The sequence below is a fragment of the Ruegeria arenilitoris genome, assembly GCF_013032445.1.
In the GTDB taxonomy this organism is placed as follows: Bacteria; Pseudomonadota; Alphaproteobacteria; order Rhodobacterales; family Rhodobacteraceae; genus Ruegeria; species Ruegeria arenilitoris_F.
The window spans coordinates 190,426-206,439 of the sequence record NZ_WQCA01000003.1 but is presented as its reverse complement, the minus strand read 5'-3'; the positions used below and the strand labels follow the sequence as shown (position 1 = coordinate 206,439).

18 protein-coding genes are annotated in these 16,014 nt (G+C 57.6%); 8 read left to right on the top strand and 10 right to left on the bottom strand.

The window, feature by feature from the left end:
• Window positions 1-60 precede the first annotated feature (60 nt).
• A complete protein-coding gene (locus tag GOW98_RS05460) occupies window positions 61-288 on the top strand; it encodes a DUF1127 domain-containing protein (RefSeq protein WP_170330054.1) in 228 nt (75 codons plus the stop codon).
• A 55-nt stretch (window positions 289-343) separates the two neighbouring features.
• On the opposite strand, the gene GOW98_RS05455 is transcribed toward GOW98_RS05460, so the two are convergent.
• Complete coding sequence (locus tag GOW98_RS05455; RefSeq protein WP_170330053.1) at window positions 344-787, bottom strand: PaaI family thioesterase; 444 nt, start codon at window positions 785-787, stop codon at window positions 344-346.
• A 58-nt stretch (window positions 788-845) separates the two neighbouring features.
• Between GOW98_RS05455 and GOW98_RS05450 the strand changes: the two genes are divergently transcribed.
• The 4 genes from GOW98_RS05450 (at window position 846) to gluQRS (ending at window position 4,765) form a co-directional block, all read left to right on the top strand.
• A complete protein-coding gene (locus GOW98_RS05450; protein WP_170330052.1) occupies window positions 846-1,631 on the top strand; it encodes an enoyl-CoA hydratase in 786 nt (261 codons plus the stop codon).
• 251 nt (window positions 1,632-1,882) lie between these two features.
• Window positions 1,883-3,223 carry a methylenetetrahydrofolate--tRNA-(uracil(54)-C(5))-methyltransferase (FADH(2)-oxidizing) TrmFO gene (gene trmFO, locus GOW98_RS05445; RefSeq protein ID WP_170330051.1) on the top strand — a complete coding sequence of 447 codons (1,341 nt, stop codon included), beginning with the start codon at window positions 1,883-1,885 and terminating at the stop codon, window positions 3,221-3,223.
• A 37-nt stretch (window positions 3,224-3,260) separates the two neighbouring features.
• The gene (locus GOW98_RS05440; protein WP_170330050.1) at window positions 3,261-3,875 is read left to right on the top strand and encodes a class I SAM-dependent DNA methyltransferase; all 615 of its coding nucleotides are present in this window, start codon (window positions 3,261-3,263) and stop codon (window positions 3,873-3,875) included.
• Entirely contained in the window at window positions 3,872-4,765 is an 894-nt protein-coding gene (gene gluQRS / locus GOW98_RS05435) for a tRNA glutamyl-Q(34) synthetase GluQRS (protein ID WP_170330049.1), read from the top strand. Before GOW98_RS05440 ends, gluQRS begins: the two co-directional genes overlap by 4 nt.
• Window positions 4,766-4,770: 5 nt before the next feature.
• Here gluQRS and hisI read toward each other — a convergent pair whose 3' ends face one another.
• A complete protein-coding gene (hisI, locus tag GOW98_RS05430; RefSeq protein ID WP_170330048.1) occupies window positions 4,771-5,160 on the bottom strand; it encodes a phosphoribosyl-AMP cyclohydrolase in 390 nt (129 codons plus the stop codon).
• A 48-nt stretch (window positions 5,161-5,208) separates the two neighbouring features.
• Here hisI and GOW98_RS05425 point away from each other — a divergent pair, with 48 nt between their 5' ends.
• Both GOW98_RS05425 and GOW98_RS05420 read left to right on the top strand, forming a co-directional pair.
• Window positions 5,209-5,661, top strand: coding sequence for an iron-sulfur cluster assembly scaffold protein (locus GOW98_RS05425; protein ID WP_170330047.1), 453 nt, complete (start codon window positions 5,209-5,211; stop codon window positions 5,659-5,661).
• 59 nt (window positions 5,662-5,720) lie between these two features.
• Window positions 5,721-6,359: a MarC family protein gene (locus GOW98_RS05420; protein ID WP_170330046.1), complete on the top strand. Its 639-nt coding sequence runs from the start codon at window positions 5,721-5,723 to the stop codon at window positions 6,357-6,359.
• Window positions 6,360-6,545: 186 nt separating this feature from the next.
• Here GOW98_RS05420 and GOW98_RS26015 read toward each other — a convergent pair whose 3' ends face one another.
• From GOW98_RS26015 to sciP, 5 genes are all read right to left on the bottom strand, one after another.
• On the bottom strand, window positions 6,546-6,668 hold the full coding sequence (locus tag GOW98_RS26015; protein WP_302478167.1) for a hypothetical protein: 123 nt from the start codon (window positions 6,666-6,668) through the stop codon (window positions 6,546-6,548).
• 112 nt (window positions 6,669-6,780) lie between these two features.
• Entirely contained in the window at window positions 6,781-8,871 is a 2,091-nt protein-coding gene (gene recG, locus GOW98_RS05415) for an ATP-dependent DNA helicase RecG (protein ID WP_170330045.1), read from the bottom strand.
• The gene (ligA, locus tag GOW98_RS05410) at window positions 8,868-10,994 is read right to left on the bottom strand and encodes an NAD-dependent DNA ligase LigA (protein WP_170330044.1); all 2,127 of its coding nucleotides are present in this window, start codon (window positions 10,992-10,994) and stop codon (window positions 8,868-8,870) included. Before ligA ends, recG begins: the two co-directional genes overlap by 4 nt.
• 119 nt (window positions 10,995-11,113) lie before the next feature.
• Entirely contained in the window at window positions 11,114-11,830 is a 717-nt protein-coding gene (gene ctrA / locus GOW98_RS05405; protein WP_170330043.1) for a response regulator transcription factor CtrA, read from the bottom strand.
• An 83-nt stretch (window positions 11,831-11,913) separates the two neighbouring features.
• Window positions 11,914-12,207, bottom strand: coding sequence for a CtrA inhibitor SciP (gene sciP, locus GOW98_RS05400; RefSeq protein WP_170330042.1), 294 nt, complete (start codon window positions 12,205-12,207; stop codon window positions 11,914-11,916).
• A 129-nt stretch (window positions 12,208-12,336) separates the two neighbouring features.
• Here sciP and mnmA point away from each other — a divergent pair, with 129 nt between their 5' ends.
• Entirely contained in the window at window positions 12,337-13,482 is a 1,146-nt protein-coding gene (gene mnmA, locus GOW98_RS05395; protein ID WP_170330041.1) for a tRNA 2-thiouridine(34) synthase MnmA, read from the top strand.
• Here mnmA and GOW98_RS05390 read toward each other — a convergent pair.
• Genes GOW98_RS05390 through GOW98_RS05380 form a run of 3 tightly spaced genes read right to left on the bottom strand, consistent with a single transcriptional unit; the run spans window position 13,479 to window position 16,011 of the window.
• Window positions 13,479-14,060, bottom strand: coding sequence for a cadmium resistance transporter (locus GOW98_RS05390; protein ID WP_170330040.1), 582 nt, complete (start codon window positions 14,058-14,060; stop codon window positions 13,479-13,481). The two genes, mnmA and GOW98_RS05390, sit on opposite strands and share 4 nt — an antisense overlap.
• Complete coding sequence (lpxB, locus tag GOW98_RS05385) at window positions 14,060-15,265, bottom strand: lipid-A-disaccharide synthase (RefSeq protein ID WP_254437907.1); 1,206 nt, start codon at window positions 15,263-15,265, stop codon at window positions 14,060-14,062. Before lpxB ends, GOW98_RS05390 begins: the two co-directional genes overlap by 1 nt.
• Window positions 15,217-16,011: an LpxI family protein gene (locus GOW98_RS05380; protein ID WP_170330039.1), complete on the bottom strand. Its 795-nt coding sequence runs from the start codon at window positions 16,009-16,011 to the stop codon at window positions 15,217-15,219. Before GOW98_RS05380 ends, lpxB begins: the two co-directional genes overlap by 49 nt.
• Between the last annotated feature and the right edge of the window lie 3 nt (window positions 16,012-16,014).

Here is a 16,014-nt window from a genome sequence, read left to right as displayed (position 1 = left end):
TCAAACACATGTACCGAACAAGCATACTTTGTGTCAATACAATTTGAAAGGATACCTACTATGACACGCGCAATGCACAACCCCGCCCTCATGCTGCTGAACGACAGTCCCCGGCTGCCGCTGATCGCCGCGCTGGCCGTGCGGTTTGCGGCGACAGTGACAAAGTGGGAACGCCAACGCCGCAGCCGAGTCAATTTGTCCAATCTGGATGACAGGCTTCTGAAAGATGTCGGCCTGACCAAATATCAGGCCCGCAATGAATACACCCGCTATTTCTGGCAGGACTAAGATTCCCCAGTCCCTTGACGGGACCTCTTCCTGGCCGGGCACTGCCCGGCCTTTTTTACCCGAATGATGCGGCGGCGGATCCCTCGGGCGGCAGTGAATAGGTCATCGTAGCCCGCGCTACGGGCTTGTCGGACCCTTCCGAGAACATCAGAACGTCGCCTACCGCCAGGCTGCGGCCCAGTTTCAGCAAGCGACACTGCGCGATCATGTCTTTGCCACCCTCGGGTTTTCGCAGAAAATCCAATGAGCTGTTGGTGGTCACCGCCAGTGACTGACGCCCCTTGCGGGCCAGAACCAACGCATAGACACATACATCCGCCAGCCCAAACATGGACGGGCCGGACACGGTTCCTCCGGGACGCAGGTGCCTGTCTTCGACCACCAACCGCATGACAATCGAGTCCTCGGTCAGGTCCTCGACCACAAAGTCCCGATGCACCTGCGGAAAGATCTGCCCCATATACTCCATCAGGTCTTCCCGACCCATTGCCAACGTCATGCTTCCCCTCCTCGCTTTGCCGACCTAGAGTTGGCCCGACATCAGATCGGAGGGCAAGATGGCAATTCTGGAACGTAACGACACAGGCGCGGTTGCGACCCTTAAAATGAACGCGCCCGAGCGCCTGAATGCCTTGAGCGATGAGATGTTGTCCGCGCTGCAATCCGAATTTGACGCCCTGAGGGATGACAGCTCGATTCGCGCGGTAATCCTTTCAGGCGAAGGTAAGGCATTTTGCGCGGGTCATGATCTGAAACAGATGACGGCTGGGCGTCAGTTCGAGGATGGCGGTAAGGCTTATTTCCAGGATCTTTTTGCCAGATGCGCGCAGATGATGTTGTCGATCCAGTCCCTGCCCCAGCCTGTCATCGCACAAGTGCACGGGATTGCCACGGCTGCAGGGTGCCAGCTGGTCGCTACCTGCGATCTGGCTGTTGCCGCCGAAGGCACCCGGTTTGGCGTCAACGGGGTGAATATCGGGCTGTTCTGCTCAACGCCGATGGTTGCGCTCAGCCGGAACATCCCGCGCAAACGAGCGTTCGAGATGCTGACGACCGGCGATTTCATCTCGGCTGAAAAAGCGGTTGAGCTGGGGCTGATCAACCGCGTGGTGCCCGAAATGCTGCTGGAACACGAAACGACAACCCTTGCCGATCAGCTTGCGGATAAGTTGGGATCAGCCGTGAAGATCGGCAAGCAGGCCTTCTACAAGCAGTTGGATATGTCGATTGAAGAGGCCTACGCCTATACCGGCGATGTAATGGCTCAGAATATGCTGCATCGGGATACCGAAGAAGGAATCTCTGCGTTCATCGAAAAAAGACCGCCAAATTGGCATCAATGAGGCAATTGTTGTCCACATTTTTAGGGACTGTCCTCATTTTAGCACTTTTCAAAATGGCGACACTATGGCAAAGCTGGGACAGAGCGTATGCTCTGGAGACACTTTTGGGTCGCCGTGGGCGGAAGGTCCCTCCAGTCGGTTTCTCTCACCGGCATCGACATTCCCGCAGCGGCGACCCCAAAATCCCCCTATAGTTTCAAACCCACTCACCCATGTTGCGTTGCGCGGTGCTCTGCCCTATGTGGCAGCCCATGACACAGAAATTGCATATCGTGGGCGGCGGCATGGCCGGGTCCGAAGCTGCCTGGCAGGCGGCAGAGATGGGCGTGGATGTTGTGATCCACGAAATGCGACCCAAAGTAGGCACCTTTGCGCACCAAACTGGCAACCTGGCCGAGATGGTGTGTTCGAACTCGTTCCGCTCGGACGATGATGAGCAGAACGCGGTTGGCCTGTTGCACTGGGAAATGCGCCAAGCCAACGGGTTGATCATGACAACTGCCGATGCGCATCGTCTGCCCGCCGGTGGAGCACTGGCCGTGGACCGCGATCCCTTTGCCGAAGCGGTCACTGAAAAACTGCGCGCCCATCCCCGGATCGAGGTCACCGGCGAAGAGGTCACCACCCTGCCCTACGACGACCACTGGATCTTTGCCACAGGTCCCCTGACCTCGGCCGCGCTGGGTGAAGCCATTCGGACCGAAACCGGTGCCGAGTCGCTGGCCTTTTTCGATGCCATCGCCCCGATCGTCTATGCCGACAGCATCGACATGAGCAAAGCCTGGATGCAGTCGCGCTATGATAAGGGCGAGACCGAGGAAGAGCGCACCGCTTACCTGAATTGCCCGATGGACCGCGATCAGTACGAGGCTTTCATCGATGCCTTGCTGGCCGCCGATAAAACCGAGTTTCACGAAGGCGAAACCGCGGGCTATTTCGACGGGTGCCTGCCGATCGAGGTGATGTCGGAACGTGGCCGCGAAACCTTGCGTCACGGACCGATGAAACCGGTTGGCCTGACCAATCCGCATCAGCCGGACGTGAAACCGCATGCCGTCGTGCAGCTGCGTCGTGACAATGCGCTTGGTACGCTGTTCAACATTGTGGGCTTTCAAACCAAGATGAAATACGGCGCGCAGACCGAGGTGTTCCGTATGATCCCCGGATTGGAGAATGCCAGCTTTGCGCGTTTGGGCGGCATCCACCGCAACACGTTTATCAACTCACCCACGCTGCTGGATGCGCAGATGCGTCTGAAATCCAAGCCGAACATCCGTTTCGCCGGGCAGATCACCGGAGTTGAGGGGTATGTCGAAAGCGCGGCCATGGGGCTTCTGGCCGGTCGTCTGGCCGCAGCCGAGATTCTGGGCCTTGACCTGCCCGAAGTGCCGCAGGACAGCGCCATGGGTGCCCTGATCCACCACATCACTGGTGGGGCCGAAGCCAAGACCTTTCAGCCCATGAACGTCAATTTCGGCCTGTTCCGCCCGGTTGACGGGCTGAAAGGAGGGCGTCGTGGCCGCAAGGATCGGTACAAGGCCTACACTGATCGGGCCAAGGCTGAATGGTTAAACTGGCTAGCCAATTGCTGACTGGACGTACCCCGGCCTGGCATCCTAACATCTGCGTATGAGCGACAATAACTTCAAAGATGCCTTCAACTTAGACACGCCCGAATCCACACGCGCACATTATCAAAAGTGGGCTTCCTCCTACGATGCGGAAGTCGGCGCAAATGGTTACGCGACCCCCGGTCGAGTAGCCGAAGCCCTCTGGTCGGCAATGCCTGAGCCCCAGACACCTGTTATGGACTACGGGTGTGGAACGGGTCTATCGGGAGAGGCGTTACGCTCCGTCGGTTTTCAGGTCATTGATGGGATCGACCCGACGCCCCAAATGCTTGAGGGAGCCGAGGCCAAGGGCATTTATCGCGCTCTCTCAACTTTTGAGATCACCGACCCGAACCCGTTGAAGGAAGGCGCTTATAAGGTTATCGCTGCCATCGGCGTCATCAGCGTGGGTGCCGCGCCGCCTGAGGTGTTTGATCTGCTGATGCGCGCCCTGCCCCGAAACGGTCTTTTGGCATTTTCCTTTAACGATCATACCCTTACAGACAAGTCTTACACGACCCGACTAAATGATTGGCTGGACATGGGCGCCGCGAGACTTCTGTTTCGAGAATACGGCCCTCATTTGCCGGGCATGGATCTGAAGTCCGAAGTATATGTTGTTGAAAAAGCGTGATATTTAAGACCCGCTTCGCGCCTTCGCCCACTGGCCCTTTGCATTTGGGTCATGCCTATTCGGCAATGCTGGCGCATGATCTTGCCGAGGCTGAAGACGGACAATTCCTGCTAAGGATCGAGGATATCGACCGTTCGCGGTCTCGGGCTCATTGGGAGGATCAAATATATGATGATCTTCAATGGTTGGGCCTGCGGTGGCCTGAACCCGTGCTACGACAATCCGATCGTTTGGTCGCCTACGACAAGGCGCTGGACGAATTATGGACACGTGGTTTGCTGTACCCCTGCACCTGCAACCGCAAAGATATCGCTGCCGCCGCCAGTGCGCCGCAGGAAGGTGTGCCTTTGCATGGGCCGGACGGGATCGTCTATCCCGGTACCTGCCGAGCGAAATGGCAGCCAAAATTAGCAGATGGCCCGCGCCCCAAGGACATACCGTTACGCTTGGATATGGCTGTTGCAGGCAAATTCCTTCTGAACGCCGCGCAAGCTGACGCCGTTGTTGGATCATTTCAGGAAGATGGTGCTGGACCCAATGGTGAGACGGGTGCCATCGCCTTCACCTTGGACGAACTGACGGAAACCATCGGCGACGTCGTTTTATCCCGGCGGGACATGGGTACGTCCTATCACCTGTCAGTCGTTTTGGATGACGCCGCTCAGGGCATCACCCATGTCATACGCGGTCAGGACCTGTTCGAAGCCACGCGAATTCATGTCGTTCTACAAGTCCTGCTCGGGCTACCGACGCCGCGATACCTTCATCACCGGCTAATCCGGGACGACGCAGGTAAGCGTTTGGCGAAACGCGACGATGCGCGAGCGATCTCGAAATACCGGGCTGAGGGTGCAACACCTGTAGGTATCCGGGCACTGGTGGGCTTGTGACCGATTCACTCCATCGGTGACATCAGCTCTACCTCGGTGCCGTCACGCACGGCGGTGTAAAAGCAGGTACGGCGGTTTGTGTGGCATGCGGCACCCGTCTGACACACCAGAACCAACAAGCAATCACGGTCGCAATCAAAGCGGAAATCCACCAATTCCTGCACATGACCCGAGGTTTCGCCCTTGATCCAGAACGACTGACGAGACCGCGACCAGTAGGTCACGCGCCCGGTTTCCAGCGTTTTCTCAACGGCTTGGACGTTCATCCAAGCCATCATCAACACCTCGCCGGTGCTTTCATCCTGGGCAATGGCCGGGATCAGACCAGCCTCGTTATATTTTAGTTCGGTCGGGTCAAATGCGACAGTTGCGGACATGATAAAAACCTTTTGCATCCCGGTGGATGGCCTCTATGTATGGGGAACACGCAACGAGGGAAACCCATGTCCGGCGAGAACGATCTGATTAAGCTCTATTCCGGCCGCATTCTGGCGCTGGCTGCGGATATTCCGCACCTGGACCGGCTTGAAAATCCCGACGCTACGGTGAAAAAGCGCTCGCCCCTGTGCGGATCGACCGTAACCGTGGATGTGAAAATGCAGGACGGCAAGGTCTCAGATTACGGACAGGATGTAAAAGCCTGTGCGCTGGGGCAGGCTTCGGCTTCGGTTGTCGGCAGTGCAATTGTTGGAGCGACACGGGCACAGGTGGAAACCGCGCGCGACCAGCTCTCGGACATGCTGAAAAAGAATGGCCCGGCGCCTGACGCGCCCTTCAATGGGCTCGAAGTTCTGATCCCCGCGCGGGACTACAAGAACCGCCATGCCTCAATTCTGTTAGCCTTGGAGGCTGCAACTGAGGCCATGAAGCAGGCAGAACAGGCCAATTGCGCCTAAGCGTGGCTTTCTGACGCAAACCCGTCTAATCTCAGCCAAAATTTGGGGGAGGGATTGGTTTGAATAATCTGCTTGAGCATTTCGTAACCCTTTGGGTCGTTATCGATCCCATCGGCACCATCCCCGTATTCATCGCGGTGACGGCCACCCTCACGGCTTCGGCCCGTCGTAAAACGGCCTTTCTTGCGGCTTTGGTCAGCGCCGGGGTCCTGCTGTTTTTCTTAGTCTTCGGGCAGCTTTTGATCGAAGCGCTGGATATCGGGTTGAATTCGTTTCAGGTAGCCGGAGGGATCATTCTTTTTCTATTCGCTCTGACGATGATTTTTGGGGAAAGCAAACAGGTTGTCGAACAGCATGAAGCCGAAGAGGAACTGGAAAGGCCATCGCACCGCCCTAACCCGGCGATCTTTCCCCTGGCAGTTCCTTCTTTGGCGTCCCCCGGAGCGATGCTGGCCGTCGTCATCCTGACCGACAACCATCGCTACAGCGCCGCAGATCAGGGCATAACGGCGTTGGTAATGCTGTCCGTCATTCTGATTTCATTCGTTTTGATGCTTTTGGCCGACCCGATCATTCGCCTTATTCGGTATTCCGGTGCTGCCATTATCAGCCGTGTCATGGGGATGATCCTTGCCTCGGTCGCGGTGAATTCTGTGCTGTCTGCCATGCTTGAGATCATCAAGACGGGTGAGCTTTAAGAAAAAACCGCCGCGCCTTCCGGGCGGAAAGGGCGGCGGCAGGTTGTGCGTGTCTCGCGTGGGGTCCGGATAGTCGCGCGGGGCCGAGGCAGGCCCCTCAAGGGAAATGGGACAGGCAGGTCACCCTTGACTGAAATGGGAATGACAGCGCGGTATGATCGGCACGAGATCGCAGGCAGAAAAGGGTCAGAACGTTCCAGGCAGGTGAAGGGCCACCATCAGCATGACCACCAGAGACACAGCCCCCACAGCATCTTGCAACAGCGTTGATTGCGAGCGGCTAATAGCGGTCTTGATCTGGGTCAGCATGGTCTCACCTCCGGTCAGAACTTTAATCCTTTGTTGACCTTTTGTTCTCATATTTTATCGAGTCGGTAAAGAACTTTTTGAGAACATTTGTGAACTTACAGGAACAAAATCCCTAACCTACTGAAATCAAACGAATGGCCTGATCCTGTTTCATCAGCCACAAAAGAACACGCGCCGCCTGCCCTCGGTCCGAATTCAGCTGCGGGTCAGCTGACAGCAATGCACGCGCGTCAGTTTGGGCGATAGCCATCAATCCGGCCTGCCGTTCAAGGTCCGCGATCCGGAATTTCGGCAAACCGGATTGCGCCGTACCGATCAGATCTCCGGCACCGCGCATTTGCAGATCAGTTTCCGAGATTTTAAAACCGTCTTCGGTCTCACGCAGAACCTCAAGCCGTTTCCGCCCACCTTCACTGAGCGGGGGTTGATACATCAGCAGACAGGTTGAATCCGCCTCGCCCCGCCCAACGCGACCGCGGAGTTGGTGCAGTTGCGCAAGCCCGAAAATCTCGGCGCGTTCGATCACCATGATCGAGGCATTCGGAACGTTGACGCCGACCTCGATTACGGTTGTCGCGACCAGAACCTTGGTCTGCCCCTCCTGAAACGCCTTCATCGCGGCATCTTTATCGGCCGAGGGCATCTGTCCGTGGACAAGCCCGACCGTTCCTTCCCCCAAAATCGCGCGAAGGCGTTTGAACCGTTCTTCAGCAGCCGTCAGGTCTGACACCTCGGATTCGTCGACCAAGGGACAGACCCAATAGCACTGGCGTCCTTCGTCAATCGCCCGGCGCAGATGGGACACGACCTCTTCCATGCGTTCGGTACTGACAATGGCGGTTTTGATAGGTTTCCGCCCGGGCGGTTTTTCGTCGAGAACCGAGACGTCCATATCCCCATACTGCGCCAGCGCCAGGCTGCGCGGGATTGGCGTAGCCGTCATGACCAGAACATCCGCGCCCTGCCCTTTATCAGACAGTTCCATCCTCTGCCGAACGCCGAACCGGTGCTGTTCATCAACAATGGCAAGGCGGAGCGCTTGAAACTCCACATCGCTTTGAAACACGGCGTGGGTTCCGACCAGAATGTTAATATCGCCGTTCTTCAATGCGGCCAGTTTTGCACGACGCTCAGCCCCCTTGTCACGTCCGGTAAGGATATCCAGAACGATACCGGCTTCCTCTGCTAAAGGCCGTAAGCCCTCCAGATGTTGCCGGGCCAGAATCTCAGTCGGAGCCATCATGACACCCTGTCCGCCCGCCTCGACCGCGACGAGAAGCGCCATGAACGCAACCAGTGTTTTTCCCGCGCCTACATCGCCCTGTAGCAAACGGTTCATCCGTGCATCCGAAGCCATGTCTGTTGCAATTTCATCAATTGCCCGCATTTGCGCGCCAGTGGGTTTATACGGAAGGCTGGCCAGAACCTTCGCCTGCAACGCGCCGGTCCCGAGGCTGGCGATGCCCCGAGCCTTACGTTCGCGCTGGCGCGCCAGAGCTAGCGTCAGTTGATGCGCAAAAAGCTCGTCGTAAGCCATACGTTCGCGCGCGGGCGCATGAGGGGCGACATCATCCGCCCCCTGTGGATTATGCGCAGCCGTAATTGCAGCCGACCAATCCGACCACCCCTGTTTCGATATCAAAGCCGGGTCGATCCATTCCTTCAATTCCGGTGCTCGCGCCAAAGCGCTGCGCGCAGCCTTGTAAGCCGTCTTTTGCGTGATCCCCTGTGTCAGGTGGTACACCGGTTCAAAATCTGGAATGTTCTGCGCCTCTTCCACCGGCAGCATGTGGTCCGGGTGGACCATCTGCGCCATGCCGTCGAACAATTCCAGCTTGCCCGAGATCACGCGCCTCGACCCCTGCGGCAGAACACGCTTTAGATAGTCGCCGCGCGCATGAAAGAACACCAGTTGGAAATCGGCCTGACTGTCCTCAACATGCACCCGATATGCACCGCCTTTGTTGCGCGGTGGCCTGTGCGTGCCAACTGTCACTTCAACCGTCAGAGTCTTGGGCAGGTCGGCGCCCTGAATGGTATCGCGGCGCCTGCGGTCGATGACGGCATACGGCAGGTTGAACAAAACGTCGCGCGGCGAGTCCGTACCCGCCTGCGCCAAAACCTGTGCCGTCTTCGGCCCAATACCATCCAGCGTTTCCAAACCCGCAAACAACGGGAATAACTGTTCTGGGCGTCCGCTCATGCGGTTCCGATCAGCTGCAGCCAGCCATCTTCGTCCAGTGTTTCAATCCCAAGCTCGGCGGCCTTTTTCGCCTTGGACCCCGCCCCGGGGCCCGCCACCAGAATATCGGTCTTTTTACTGACCGAGCCCGAGACTTTTGCGCCCAACGCCTCGGCCCGGGCCTTGGCTTCGGCGCGGGTCATCTTTTCCAGCGTGCCGGTGAAAACAACTGTCTTGCCTGCAACAGGGCTACCGGTGGTGTCGGGGCGTTTGGCTTCCTGCACGTCCAGTTGCGCAACTAGCGCGTCGATGCTGGCGCGTTCAGCCTCTTGCGCGAATGCCGACACAAGGGCGCGGGCCATGACTTCGCCGACACCGTCGACACTCAGTAGATCCTCCCATTCCGGTCCTTCAAATTTGGCTGCCTCAGTTACGGCGTCTTCGAAGTCGGGCCAGGTGCCATAATGAGTAGCAATCAGATTCGAGGCGGCTTCGCCCATATGCCGGATGCCCAACGCAAACAGCAGACGCCCAAAGGGTATCTTGCGTTTTTCGTCGATGGCAGCCCATAGGTTTCCGGCACTTTGCGCGCCCCACCCCTTACGGTTGGCCAGTTTGTTCAGGTTCGCAGCATCACGCTCTTGCAACGTAAAAATATCAACTGGCGTTCTGACCGGCAGGTCGGGATCGTCATAGAACATTTCGATCTGTTTTGCCCCCAAACCCTCGATGTCGAAGGCTTTACGCGAGACAAAATGTTTCAACTTTTCCATCGCCTGCGCCGGACAGATCAGGCCTCCGGTACAGCGCCGGACAGCGTCTCCTTCCTCGCGCACGGCATCGCTGTTGCATTCGGGGCAGGTCGTCGGAAAGTCGAAAGGCTCGGCGCCTTCGGCACGCTTTGAAATGTCCACATCGGCCAGTTTCGGGATCACGTCGCCGGCGCGGTAGACCTGCACCCAGTCGTCAACACGAATGTCCTTGCCGTCTCGGATCGTACCGCCCTTGGCGTCACGGCCTGCGATATAATCCTCGTTGTGTAGCGTGGCGTTAGACACGACCACACCGCCCACAGTCACCGGATGCAGCCGGGCCACCGGGCTGAGCGCGCCGGTGCGTCCTACCTGAATGTCGATTGATTCCAGCCGGGTCCAGGCCAGTTCGGCCGGGAACTTATGTGCGATGGCCCAGCGAGGAGTCGTTGACCGAAACCCGAGCCGCGCCTGTAGAGATAGATCGTTCACCTTGTAAACGACGCCGTCAATGTCATAACCCAGCGTAGACCGCTGAGCCTCGATATCTCGGTAGCGGTCCAGCATCTGACTAGTCGTTTCGCATAGCTGGGTGAGCGGGTTGGTGGCAAATCCAAATGCACGTAACCGGTCAATCGCGCCCATTTGGGTGTCAGACAACGGCTCGGACAATTCGCCCCACGCATAGGCAAAGAACCGCAGCGGACGCGAGCGTGTGACCGTCGAATCCAATTGCCTCAGCGAACCGGCGGCCGCGTTTCGCGGGTTCGCAAAGGGTTTTTCCCCTGCCTCCTCCTGACGAGCATTCAACGCTTCGAAGTCTTCATGCGACATGTAGACCTCACCACGCACCTCCAGAATTTTCGGCGCATCTGCAATGGTTTGGGGAATGTCAGAAATCGTCCGGGCATTGGCGGTGACGTTTTCTCCAACCTCGCCATCGCCACGGGTGGCGGCCTGAACCAGCGTTCCATTTTCATACCGCAAAGACAGTGACAAGCCGTCAATCTTGGGCTCAGCGGTGAAGGACAAAGGTTCTGTCGCGTCTAGCCCAAGGTATTTTCGGATCGAGCGATCAAAATCCTGAACGTCCTCGTCATCAAAGGCATTGCCCAGTGACATCATGCGCACGGCATGTGTGACTTTGGAGAACCCGTCAGCCGGACGCGCGCCCACCTGATCCGAGGGGCTGTTTGCCCTTTTTAACTGCGGGAATCGCGCCTCGATCTCGGCGTTTCGACGTTTCAGCGCATCGTATTCAGCGTCGGAAATGTCAGGCGCGTCTTCTGCGTGATACAGCGTATTTGCCCGAGACAATTGCTCGGCCAAATGCTCAAGTTCCGCCCGCGCGGCGTCCTCAGTCAGGTCAGATACCGGAATCAATTTGCTCATGGCCTCGCCCTGTCACGTATTCTTGGACCTCAGTGATAGGGCGAGGCCATGGCTAGGTCCAGTCGTGCTGTTCAGTGAGTGAGAAAGGTCGCCCCGGACCAACGGCGACCATGTTCAAATCAGGCGCCGACGGCCATTCGGGTTTCGTCAACACTATTGCTTTGCGGATCGCGCAGGACATAGCCCCTGCCCCAGACGGTTTCGATATAGTTATCACCGCCGGTCGCATTGCTGAGCTTTTTGCGCAGTTTGCAAATGAAAACGTCGATGATCTTTAACTCTGGCTCATCCATTCCGCCGTAGAGGTGGTTCAAAAACATCTCTTTGGTCAGTGTCGTGCCTTTGCGCAGGCTCAGCAGTTCGAGCATCTGGTATTCCTTGCCGGTCAGATGCACCGCCTTGCCTTCAACTTCTACAGTTTTGGCATCCAGATTCACTGCTACCTGGCCGGTATGGATGAAGGATTGTGAATGCCCTTTCGAGCGGCGGATGATGGCGTGGATACGGGCCACCAGTTCCTCGCGATGGAACGGCTTGGTCATGTAGTCATCAGCGCCGAAACCAAATCCCTTGATCTTGCTTTCCGTATCATCCGCGCCCGACAGGATTAGGATCGGTGTTTCTACCCGCGCAATACGCAGCTGACGCAGCACTTCATGCCCGTTCATGTCCGGAAGGTTCAGGTCCAGCAGAATCAGATCGTAATCATAGAGCTTCGCCAGATCGATGCCTTCCTCGCCGAGGTCTGTGGCATAAACGTTGAGGTTGGCATGCGTCAGCATCAGCTCGATGCTTTTCGACGTAGTCGGATCATCCTCGACAAGAAGTATACGCATTTACTGCTCCATTTCGGGTCAATTTACCAATTTCAAATTGAGCCTGCTCAAAAATGGTTAATCTGACGTTACCGTTGAATCATTTATTCACTTTCGCCTATAGGTTGTCGATATTTTTTTAGCGCGGTGACTTTCAGAGCGTCCGTTCCATGTTCCGCAACCGCAGAAACCCACGCATTGAACTCCTCATCACTCAGCCCATAACGCTTTTTGGCATCCGACAGTGTGATGAGCCCGTAAACCACGCCCCGAACCACAATCGCTTTGCGCGAGGCAACCCAGCGGGTCGTGTCCTCGGGTGGCAGATCGGCGCGTGATAAAACCGTTCCATCTGGCAGGGTTACGGACCTTGGTCCTTCTACTTTGTGCAAATACATCTCTCGGTCCTCTTCGTGCTGCGACAAAGCTGCCACCAGCCTACTTAATGCAGAGTGAAACCGCCCCTTGAGAGTGTGTAGAATTTTCCTATATTCTGCCGGTCTTTCTTAACCCGCACTGGAATCGTCATGGCACTCGATACCGAGACACCGCTGAACTCGCTTGGCTTTGCCAAACCCCCGTCGGAAACGCGGGTGGTTGTTGCCATGTCGGGTGGCGTGGACAGTTCCGTCGTGGCCGCCCATCTGGCCGATCAGGGCTATGACGTGGTGGGCGTCACATTGCAGTTGTACGACCATGGCGCGGCGCTGGCCAAGAAAGGCGCCTGTTGTGCGGGGATCGACATTCACGACGCGCGGCGCGTAGCCGAGGAACGCGGGTTTCCGCATTACGTTCTGGATTACGAGAACATCTTTAAGGATGCAGTAATCGACGAATTCGCTGACAGCTATCTGGCGGGTGCGACTCCGGTGCCTTGCATCCGCTGCAACGAACGGGTGAAGTTCAAGGATTTGTTGGAAACCGCCAAGGATCTTGAGGCCGACTGCATGGCAACCGGTCACTATATCCAGCGCAAGATGGGGCCGAACGGGCCGGAACTGCACAGCGCCGAGGATGCGAACCGGGATCAGTCATACTTCCTGTTCTCGACCACGCCTGAACAGCTGGATTTCCTGCGCTTCCCGCTGGGCCACCTGCCCTCAAAAGACGCAACTCGTGAGATGGCAGCGCAATACGGGTTGGCCGTGGCAGACAAGCCTGACAGCCAGGACATCTGTTTCGTGCCTGATGGCAACTATGCCAGCGTGATTGAGAAACTTCGCCCCGGTGCGGCGGAACCGGGTGAGATTGTGCACGCAGACGGCCGCGTACTGGCCCAACACAACGGCGTCATCCATTACACAATTGGTCAGCGCCGCGGGCTTGGGATCGGTGGCCTCAGCGAGCCGCTATATGTGGTCAAGCTGGACGTCGACAAAAAGCAGGTGGTTGTCGGCCCCAAAGAAATGTTGGCCACACGCACCATTCCCGCACGCGAGATCAACTGGCTGGGGGATGAGCCCTTCACCTCACGAGATGAATGGCACGTTTCGGTCAAGGTCCGCTCAACCCGCCCCCCGCGTGAAGCGATCATACGCCCCCTGTCCGACACCACCGCCGAGGTCGAACTGTTGACGCCAGAAGAAGGCGTTTCCCCGGGTCAGGCCTGCGTGTTCTATGCCTCGGAAGGCAGCCGCATCTTTGGCGGCGGCTGGATTTGGCGCGGTTATTAAACCGCGTCAGTCCACGAGTTGCTGAGAATATACAGACCGGCACAGATCATCACGTAGGGCACAAGGCTCTCTAACCGGCGGGCCAAAGCACCGCTCATGAATGGTGCTATTGATCCAAGCATAGCGATCGCAGCCAGACTGACGGCAGCAAGAGCGGCCCCGATCACACCCGCGGTTCGGAAACTCGGTGCCGAGTCCGCCAGCAACGGCGCAAGGACGGCGAAAGTGTCCATCGACAGGCTGATGAACAGCAACGTGACCATGATGACAGAAGCGCCTGTTTCCAAATTGGGGTTCGTCATTGTTTCCTTACCGCGCTTCCGGCGGATCAAAGCCAGAATACCAAGGCTCAGTGGGATAACCCCCAGATACCCGGCCCAGTGCGGCACCACATCTTCGACCCCCAAAGCCAGCAAAAGTGCGGCTCCGATTACGATTGCCTGCGCCGCCAAAAACCCAAAAACCGAGCGCTTTGCCCCGGACACCAGCGTCAGCGCCAAAAGCGCCGCAAGGTTGTCGAGATTGGTCAAAACCTGAGCCATAAAGGCCGATAGACCAAAGAGCACAAAATCCAACATCACGCGTTCATCCGGGAAAGAACCGCTTTGGCTGCCCGGAGGCCGGGGGCTTCTCCGCCACGTCCAAGCCGCTCCATCGTTGTTGCCATCGCCTCATGTTGCGCACCCGGCGCGTCCGAGACCTGTCTCAAAGCGGTTGAAATGCTTTCGGGTTGGCAGTCGTCCAGCAGGCATTCGGGTACGGTACGGGTGTCGGACACCAGATTAACGAGAGTAACGGTGTCGAGCTTGACCATACGCTTGGCGATAAGGGTGGTGAGCCAGTTCAGATTATAGGCAATCACCATTGGCGTGGCTTGCGCGGCCAGTTCCAGTGAAACAGTTCCCGAAGCAGCCAATGCAAGCTCAGCCGCCGCAAAGGCAGCTCGTTTTTGGGCGACCGCTTGATCGGAGGGTATGTTGCGCGGGTCGACAACCACCGGGTCTCCGGGCCAGGATTTCACATGTTCGGAGACTGTTTCCACCATATGAGCAACGGCGGGCACTACGACCCTAACGTCCGGCCGATCTTGCAGATAAAACTGTAATGCCTTGCCGAAAACCGGTGCCAGACGCTCGATTTCCCCGCCACGCGATCCTGGCAGCGCCAGAACAAACGGTGCATCGCCAAGATTATAGGCCGTCCGGAATTCCTGAATTTCGTCCTGCGTAGCCACCGGTTCATTGGCAACTGGATGACCAACGAAATCGCATTCCATGCCCGCGCGCTCCATATAAGGCGGCTCGAAGGGCAGTAGCGCAAGGACGTGATCGATGACTTTGGCCATCTTGTCGGCCCGGCCCGGACGCCACGCCCAGACGCTGGGGGCCACATAATGCACGGTCCGAATATCGCTCTGCGCTTTTACAATCTTGGCTACGCGCAGCGAGAAGTCGGGGCTGTCGATGGTGATCAGCACATCCGGTCGCGTGTCAAGGACGGCCTGTGCAGTTTCAGCGATCCGGCGTTTGAGGTGGAAGAATTTAGGCAGAACCTCAACCAGCCCCATCACTGAAAGCTCGGCCATAGGAAAGCGGCTTTCAAGCCCTTGCGCCTGCATCAACGGGCCGCCTACCCCGTCGAACTGCACGTCGGGAACTAGGCTGCGCAACCCTTCCATCAAAGCACCACCCAAACGGTCGCCCGAAGGTTCACCGGCGACCAGAAACACCCGCATCAGCTGGCCCGTTCGCGTACGTAAAGGAACAGTCCAAGTCGGTTGCATTCCTCAACGACTTGCTCTTGCTGCAAGACGATGACGCCGCCCTTTTCTATGAAGATACCCGCCAGGCCAGCAGCCACAGCGCCCGATACGGTGTCTGGACCAATCGTAGGCAGATCGGCCCGACGGTCCTGATCCGGTTTCGGAGCTTTGAACAGCACCCCTCCGCCCGCATCAGGGCGTTGGGTCAAGGACTGCAGCATCCAATCGGTACCAAAAATGCTCTCTACAGCCAGCGCTTGCCCCTTAGAGATCGCGCAAGCCTGACCGATATCCGCCGCGCCCATGGCCCGCAGAATTCCCGCGGCCCGGTCGGCGTCGGCCAAATCGGCCTCCGAGGGTTGCGCCTCGGTCAGGCAACCAAGCTGCGGAAGTAAGCCCGGGGCTATTTCATGCGCTGCGCGAACGACCAAGCCGGAGTCCTCGAAGATGCTGATTACAGCGCGCAGGGCCCCATCATCCCCAGACATCAACGCTTGTTGCAGCACCGGCACCAGTGGCATCGTAGCCGCGTCAATTCGCGACGGGTCAATGACAGGTCGCCGAACCGCACCTGCCAAGCAGATCTCAGTCACACCACGCGTTTTCAAATCCGCGATGAAGCTGCCAAGCTGCTCAAGCGGAAACACTATATCGGCAGTCAACGTGTCAGGAGTGAAACCCTCCATCGCGCAGACAACGGGGCGTTCGACGAGGCAATTGACCACCTCTTCCGGTAACGCGCCCGTTCCAGCAATCAGCGCCAGCATGGG

Excerpts from the sequence above, each read along its gene's own strand:
- sciP (WP_170330042.1), bottom strand. The coding sequence starts at position 12,207 with ATGTATTTGCACAAAGTAGAAGGACCAAGGTCCGTAACCCTGCCAGAT.
- trmFO (WP_170330051.1), top strand. The coding sequence starts at position 1,883 with ATGACACAGAAATTGCATATCGTGGGCGGCGGCATGGCCGGGTCCGAA.
- GOW98_RS05380 (WP_170330039.1), bottom strand. The coding sequence starts at position 16,011 with ATGCTGGCGCTGATTGCTGGAACGGGCGCGTTACCGGAAGAGGTGGTC.
- GOW98_RS05450 (WP_170330052.1), top strand. The coding sequence starts at position 846 with ATGGCAATTCTGGAACGTAACGACACAGGCGCGGTTGCGACCCTTAAA.
- lpxB (WP_254437907.1), bottom strand. The coding sequence starts at position 15,265 with ATGCAACCGACTTGGACTGTTCCTTTACGTACGCGAACGGGCCAGCTG.
- GOW98_RS05390 (WP_170330040.1), bottom strand. The coding sequence starts at position 14,060 with ATGTTGGATTTTGTGCTCTTTGGTCTATCGGCCTTTATGGCTCAGGTT.
- recG (WP_170330045.1), bottom strand. The coding sequence starts at position 8,871 with ATGAGCGGACGCCCAGAACAGTTATTCCCGTTGTTTGCGGGTTTGGAA.
- ctrA (WP_170330043.1), bottom strand. The coding sequence starts at position 11,830 with ATGCGTATACTTCTTGTCGAGGATGATCCGACTACGTCGAAAAGCATC.
- GOW98_RS05460 (WP_170330054.1), top strand. The coding sequence starts at position 61 with ATGACACGCGCAATGCACAACCCCGCCCTCATGCTGCTGAACGACAGT.
- GOW98_RS26015 (WP_302478167.1), bottom strand. The coding sequence starts at position 6,668 with ATGCTGACCCAGATCAAGACCGCTATTAGCCGCTCGCAATCAACGCTG.
- mnmA (WP_170330041.1), top strand. The coding sequence starts at position 12,337 with ATGGCACTCGATACCGAGACACCGCTGAACTCGCTTGGCTTTGCCAAA.
- GOW98_RS05425 (WP_170330047.1), top strand. The coding sequence starts at position 5,209 with ATGTCCGGCGAGAACGATCTGATTAAGCTCTATTCCGGCCGCATTCTG.
- hisI (WP_170330048.1), bottom strand. The coding sequence starts at position 5,160 with ATGCAAAAGGTTTTTATCATGTCCGCAACTGTCGCATTTGACCCGACC.
- GOW98_RS05440 (WP_170330050.1), top strand. The coding sequence starts at position 3,261 with ATGAGCGACAATAACTTCAAAGATGCCTTCAACTTAGACACGCCCGAA.
- GOW98_RS05455 (WP_170330053.1), bottom strand. The coding sequence starts at position 787 with ATGACGTTGGCAATGGGTCGGGAAGACCTGATGGAGTATATGGGGCAG.
- ligA (WP_170330044.1), bottom strand. The coding sequence starts at position 10,994 with ATGAGCAAATTGATTCCGGTATCTGACCTGACTGAGGACGCCGCGCGG.